4 protein-coding genes and 1 tRNA gene are annotated in these 6,257 nt (G+C 57.0%); 4 read left to right on the top strand and 1 reads right to left on the bottom strand.

Annotation, left to right across the window (positions count from 1 at the left end):
• Nucleotides 1–375: 375 nt before the first annotated feature.
• From BMY73_RS19710 to BMY73_RS19720, 3 genes are all read left to right on the top strand, one after another.
• Nucleotides 376–1,698: an OprD family porin gene (locus BMY73_RS19710; protein ID WP_062382760.1), complete on the top strand. Its 1,323-nt coding sequence runs from the start codon at nucleotides 376–378 to the stop codon at nucleotides 1,696–1,698.
• A gap of 172 nt (nucleotides 1,699–1,870) precedes the next feature.
• On the top strand, nucleotides 1,871–3,586 hold the full coding sequence (locus tag BMY73_RS19715) for a proline--tRNA ligase (protein WP_092409167.1): 1,716 nt from the start codon (nucleotides 1,871–1,873) through the stop codon (nucleotides 3,584–3,586).
• A gap of 78 nt (nucleotides 3,587–3,664) precedes the next feature.
• The gene (locus BMY73_RS19720; protein ID WP_092409169.1) at nucleotides 3,665–4,621 is read left to right on the top strand and encodes a hypothetical protein; all 957 of its coding nucleotides are present in this window, start codon (nucleotides 3,665–3,667) and stop codon (nucleotides 4,619–4,621) included.
• 6 nt (nucleotides 4,622–4,627) lie between these two features.
• Here BMY73_RS19720 and dinB read toward each other — a convergent pair whose 3' ends face one another.
• The gene (gene dinB, locus BMY73_RS19725; RefSeq protein ID WP_062382767.1) at nucleotides 4,628–5,686 is read right to left on the bottom strand and encodes a DNA polymerase IV; all 1,059 of its coding nucleotides are present in this window, start codon (nucleotides 5,684–5,686) and stop codon (nucleotides 4,628–4,630) included.
• Nucleotides 5,687–5,946: 260 nt separating this feature from the next.
• Between dinB and BMY73_RS19730 the strand changes: the two genes are divergently transcribed.
• A tRNA-Met gene (locus BMY73_RS19730) sits at nucleotides 5,947–6,023 on the top strand.
• Nucleotides 6,024–6,257: the final 234 nt, after the last annotated feature.

A 6,257-nucleotide genomic window follows, 5' to 3' on the forward strand; every position in this document is an offset into this window, starting at 1 on the left:
GTTGTTGCTTTGTCACACACAGGATCGAACAGAACGAGCCGCAGACCCGGGTACCGATCGAAGGGTAGAGGACGAGCAAACGTGTCGTGGGGGCGTTCGGCATGACAGGGTTCGGACCACTGCGGATACGGAGCCTGAGTGTCGAAAAGTACTACGGTAGTTGTACGACCAAGGGATTAAGGAGCTGTTCAGGAGCGACATGGACAGAGCTGATTTGCGACATGGCCGTAAAGAAATTGAAAGGATAGGTTCGTAACTATCGCCAATAATGTCAGCGTGCTATAAGTTTCGCCGACACCAAAAAGAAAGAGCCGTTCAGATAAAAAAACAGGTGAACGGCGGTACTCTTCTTAAAACCAAAGGAGCAAAGTCACGATGAGAGTGATGAAGTGGAGCGCAATCGCCCTGGCAGTTACTGCGGCCAGTACCCAATTGGCATCGGCTGCGGCATTCGTAAGCGATCAGTCCGAAGCAACTGGTTTTGTTGAAGGTAGCAAGCTGGACGTCAAGGCTCGCAACTACTACTTTAACCGCGACAAGAAAAACGGCGCCGTAGACGATAAAGACTGGACGCAAGGTTTCTGGGCTAACTACAGCTCCGGTTACACCCAAGGTCTGATCGGTGTGGGTGTTGATGCTTTCGGCTATGCCGGCTTCAAACTGGACGGCTCCGACAAGTACTCTGGTTCTGGCAACCTGTCGACCGACAGCAATGGCGACAACCACGACAGCTTCGGCAAAGCCGGCGGTGCCGTCAAATTCCGCATCTCGAAAACCGAGCTGAAAATCGGCGACATGCAGCCGCAGAACCCGGTTTTCGCAGTCGGCGGCTCCCGTCTGTTGCCACAAACGGCGACTGGCGTGACGTTGCAGAGCAGCGAGATCAAAGGTCTGGACGTTGAAGCGGGTCGTTTCACGTCGGGCACCAGCCAGGACGAAACCAACCGTGACGGCGACATCTGGGCGACCTACGCAGGTGTGACTTCCAAGTCCTCCACCTACGGTGGCGGTAAGTACTCGATCACTGACAACCTGGGCGTTGGTTTCTACTACAACAAACTGGAAGACGTGTGGAACCAGTACTACGGCAACGTGAACTACGCACTGCCGTTGACCGATGACCAGTCCCTGGCCTTCGACTTCAACTACTACAACACCCAGGACACCGGCAGCAAGAAAGCAGGCGACATCAGCAACAACACCTACTCGCTTTCTGCAGCCTACTCCTTCCTGGCAGCCCATACCCTGACCCTGGCCTTCCAGAAAGTTAACGGTGATACACCGTTCGACTACATCGGTATCGGCGACAACAACCGCGGTGGCGACTCGATCTTCCTGGCGAACTCGATTCAGTACTCCGACTTCAACGGTCCTGGCGAAAAATCCTGGCAGGCTCGTTATGACCTGAACATGGCTCCGTACGGCGTACCGGGTCTGAGCTTCATGACCCGTTACATCAACGGTACCGACATCGATGGCACCCACACCCCATCGAACAGCACCTATACAGGCCTGTATGGCGCTGACGGCAAGCACCACGAAACCAACCTTGAAGCCAAATACGTTGTTCAGACCGGCCCTGCAAAAGACCTGTCTTTCCGTATTCGTCAAGCTTGGCACCGCGCCAACACCGACCAAGGCGAAGGCGATATCAACGAGTTCCGTCTGATCGTCGACTACCCGATTTCGGTTCTGTAATCGCGCTGTCTGACACTCGTTATAGAAAAGCCCGGCCTCGTGCCGGGCTTTTTCATGCCCGCAACTCTGTCAATCCCTTGCGCGGCGACGCCCGTGCGCCCTGTACTCGACCGTATCACCACCGTACAATGCCAGGTCATTTCCCAGTCACAGCAACCGACAACGGCCGACCATGCGTACCAGTCAATATTTGCTCGCCACACAGAAAGAAACGCCAAACGATGCGGTCGTGATCAGCCATCAGCTGATGCTTCGTGCCGGCATGATTCGCAAACTCGCTTCCGGTCTTTACACCTGGCTGCCCATGGGCCTGCGTGTGCTGCGCAAGGTCGAAGCCGTCGTTCGTGAAGAAATGGACGCTGCAGGCGCGCTGGAAGTATTGATGCCCGGTATTCAGCCTGCGGAACTGTGGCAGGAATCCGGTCGCTGGGAGCAGTACGGCCCTGAGCTGCTGCGCCTGAAAGACCGTCATGACCGTGATTTCTGCGCGGGCCCGACCCACGAAGAGGTCATCACCGATCTGGCGCGCAACGAACTGAGCAGCTATAAACAGCTGCCGATCAACATGTACCAGATCCAGACCAAGTTCCGTGACGAGATCCGCCCACGTTTCGGGTTGATGCGCGGCCGCGAATTCATCATGAAGGATGCTTACTCCTTTCATGCGACTCAGGATTCCCTGCAGGAAACCTACGACCGGATGCATCAGGCGTACTGCAACGTCTTCACTCGCCTGGGCCTGAACTTCCGCCCTGTGGAAGCGGACAATGGTTCGATCGGTGGTGCCGGCTCCCATGAGTTCCACGTACTGGCCGAATCCGGCGAAGACGACATTGTGTTCAGCGACACCTCCGACTACGCCGCCAACATCGAGAAGGCCGAAGCGATTCCACGCGAAAAATCCCGTGGTGCTGCGACCGAAGCGCTGCGTCTGGTCGACACCCCTAACGCAAAAACCATCGCCGCACTGGTCGAGCAGTTTGGTCTGCCCATCGAGAAAACCGTCAAGACACTCGTGGTCCACGCTGCCGAAGAGGGCAAGCTGATCGCGCTGATCATTCGTGGCGACCACGAGCTCAACGAGATCAAGGCGTCCAACCACCCACGGGTTGCCAGCCCACTGGTGATGGCCAGCGAGGCCGAACTGCGTGCCGCCATCGGCGCAGGCGCCGGTTCGCTCGGCCCACTGAACTTGCCACTGCCTTGCATCATCGACCGTTCGGTCGAGCTGATGAGCGATTTCGGTATTGGCGCCAACATCGACGACAAGCACTACTTCGGCGTGAACTGGGAGCGTGATCTGCCGGTTCCGGAAGTTGCCGACCTGCGTAACGTCGTCGAAGGCGATCCAAGTCCGGACGGTCAGGGTACCCTCATCATCAAGCGCGGCATTGAAGTGGGTCACATCTTCCAGCTTGGCACCAAGTACAGCGACGCAATGAAGTGCCAGGTACTGGGCGAGAACGGCAAGCCCGTGACATTGACCATGGGTTGCTATGGCATCGGTGTTTCCCGCGTGGTGGCGGCCGCCATCGAGCAGAACAACGACGACAACGGCATCATCTGGAGCGACGCGCTGGCACCGTTCCAGATCGCCCTGGTCCCACTGCGCTATGAAACCGAAGCCGTTCGTGAAGCGACCGATAAACTGTACGCGGAACTGACCGCTGCCGGTTTCGAGGTGTTGCTGGATGACCGTGACAAGAAAACCAGCCCCGGCATCAAGTTCGCGGACATGGAGCTGATCGGCATTCCGCACCGTATCGTGGTCAGTGACCGCGGTCTGGCCGAAGGCAATCTGGAGTACAAGAGCCGCACCGAATCTGAAGCCCGGGCCTTGCCTGTGGCCGACGTATTGTCCTTCCTCAAGGACCGGATCAAGCGCTGAGTCGATGGCGCGTCCGCTTCAGGCGGGCGCGCTTTTATCCGTTTTGTCCAGGCAAGCCCGCCTGCAACAAGAGATCTCATGTTAAAGCGAAGTTCCTCAAGCCTCGCAGGCGCCGTTTTGTGCGGCAGCCTGCTCGTCAGCGGTTGCGCCAACCATCTGTCTCAACGCAGCGAACACGAAGAACGCATCGAGCGCAAACTGCTCGACCACAACTTTCAAATCGACGTTGGCGAACCCAAGACCCTTGAATTGCCTCAACGCCGTGTCCAAATTCACGAGCTGAAAACCTTCGACATCACCGAATACGATGTCACTCGCCATTATGATCGCTACACCCCCTATCAACCCTGGCGCGAAATTTACGAAATCCCGTTGGGCGCGGTTGCGATTGTCGCAGGTGTCGGTGCGAACGTGGTCAATGTGCTGACCTTTGGCAGCCTGCCCGACAGCGTCACCAAAGACTGGCTCAGTTACGGGATCGCCGGCATCAACCCGTTCATGAACGCCCCTTCACATGGGCGCGCACAGCAGAACCTTGCCGGCATCGACGAAGTCCAGCGCGACCACCGGATCGAACACACCAGCCTGCCATGGAGCGAAAGCCCGGTTGAGATAAAAGCCGGAAAGGACACTGACGAGCTGACCACAGACCGTAATGGCGTTTTGCGCGTTAACTTGCTGGACAGCCCGTTCGCCGAAAAAGATCTGAGCCGCGTCACCCAACTGAGCTTCAAAGTCGAGGATGAACAAACTCATGTGCAAGCCAGTGCCAGCTTGCCGCTGAGCAAGTCGTTGCGCGGCAAGTTGATCGAAGCGCACGACCTGATCTACGACGATCTGGAAGACGATGAAGTCAGTCAGTGGGTGTACCGGGTCAAACGCTTGTCGGAGCTGGGTCTGGAAGAGCAGGCCAGCGAACTCGAACAGTCGCTGATCGAGATGACCCGCAACGATCCTCAGTTGCAGCATGAGTTTCTCAAGTCTCTGGCCAGAGACGCGGGCCGACTGGTGGCTGTGCCCGTGGGCAGCGAATAACGCTCATCAATTGAACAGTTGCAGTTGCTCATGCGCGCTGCGCAGATCGTGGAGCCGCACCCCAATGCCCAGCAATCGCACCGGCTTGTCACCGCGTGCGAATGCTTGAGTCAGCAGTTGCTCGTAACTTTCCAGATCCCTCCCCGCCCCGGCCTGCTCCAGTGTCGTCTGAGTAAAGTCATGAAACTTCACCTTCACGAAAGGCTTTCCTGGCCGGTAAAGCGTGTCGATACGGGCGATACGACCGTTCAGGCTCTCCAACAGCGCGGGTAGCTTTTCCAGGCAACTGGCCAGATCAGGCAAATCAGTATCGTAGGTGTTCTCGACACTGACTGACTGACGGCGGCTATCATTCTGAACGGGGCGCTCATCAATGCCGTGCGCCAGGTTCCACAGCCGCTCACCGAATGACCCGAACTCGCGCACCAGTGACAACTTGGCCCAGCCGCGCAGATCCGCACAACTGATGATGCCCAGGCGACCCAACTTGTCGGCCGTGACTTTGCCCACGCCATGCAGCTTGGAGACAGAGAGCTCGGCCACGAACGCTTCGACCTGATCCGGCGTAATCACGAACAACCCGTTCGGCTTGCGCCAGTCGCTGGCAATCTTGGCCAAAAACTTGTTGGGCGCCACACCTGCGGAAACGGTGATGTGCAACTGGTTGGAAACGCGCCGTCGAATGTCCTGAGCAATGCGCGTGGCGCTACCCGCAAAATGGCTGCAGTCAGAGACATCCAGATAGGCTTCATCCAGCGACAGTGGCTCGATGAGGTCCGTGTAGTCGCGAAAGATGGTATGAATTTCCTTCGACGCTTCTTTATAAGCATCCATGCGCGGCTTCACAATGGTCAGATCCGGGCACAACGAAAGCGCATGACGCGATGACATCGCTGAACGCACGCCATAGGCACGCGCCTCATAATTGCAGGTTGCGATGACACCCCGCCGGTCCGCCGCCCCGCCGACCGCCAGCGGTTTACCCGCCAAACGCGGATCGTCACGCATTTCAATGGCAGCGTAAAAGCAGTCACAGTCGATATGGATAATTTTGCGCTGCGGCATAACATGTGGTCGTAGGAAACAGGCTGGGCAGTATCTCATTCAAGCATCGGTCTGACACTCACCACGCCAGATCACTGACGGGAAATGCACGAGCAGCCTCACGTCCAAAGCAACCGCTCAAACCCTTTGACAGGCCCCCGTAGCGGCCTGCGCTGCCCGTACCTTCTGAGTGAGAACCGCTAACCAGTTGAAGAAAAAGCACTTTTTTCTGTCATTTGCTTGACAGCTCGTCGTTCCTCTGTAGAATGCCGCCTCACAGACGCGGGATGGAGCAGTCTGGTAGCTCGTCGGGCTCATAACCCGAAGGTCGTCGGTTCAAATCCGGCTCCCGCAACCAAACATCAAAAAAGGCTACTCGAACGAGTGGCCTTTTTTGTGCGCGCGGGTTTTTCCGACCGCACCTCCACGCTTCATACCACTGAAACATTCCCCGCTCACGATGGCGACCTGCCAGTTGTTGCCTGCCGGGATAAAAGCCTTGTCCGGCGGTCACTTGAGCGTACCGACATGACGAATGTGGTTATTTTGTCGCTCCCAAGCATTAAAGGTTGACACTTCGTCGTTCGACTGT

The sequence above is a fragment of the Pseudomonas sp. NFACC02 genome (assembly GCF_900110765.1).
In the GTDB taxonomy this organism is placed as follows: Bacteria; Pseudomonadota; Gammaproteobacteria; order Pseudomonadales; family Pseudomonadaceae; genus Aquipseudomonas.

What these genes read in the sequence shown, in the direction of transcription:
- BMY73_RS19720 (WP_092409169.1), top strand. Translation starts at nt 3,665, where the DNA reads ATGTTAAAGCGAAGTTCCTCAAGCCTCGCAGGCGCCGTTTTGTGCGGC.
- BMY73_RS19710 (WP_062382760.1), top strand. Translation starts at nt 376, where the DNA reads ATGAGAGTGATGAAGTGGAGCGCAATCGCCCTGGCAGTTACTGCGGCC.
- dinB (WP_062382767.1), bottom strand. Translation starts at nt 5,686, where the DNA reads ATGCCGCAGCGCAAAATTATCCATATCGACTGTGACTGCTTTTACGCT.
- BMY73_RS19715 (WP_092409167.1), top strand. Translation starts at nt 1,871, where the DNA reads ATGCGTACCAGTCAATATTTGCTCGCCACACAGAAAGAAACGCCAAAC.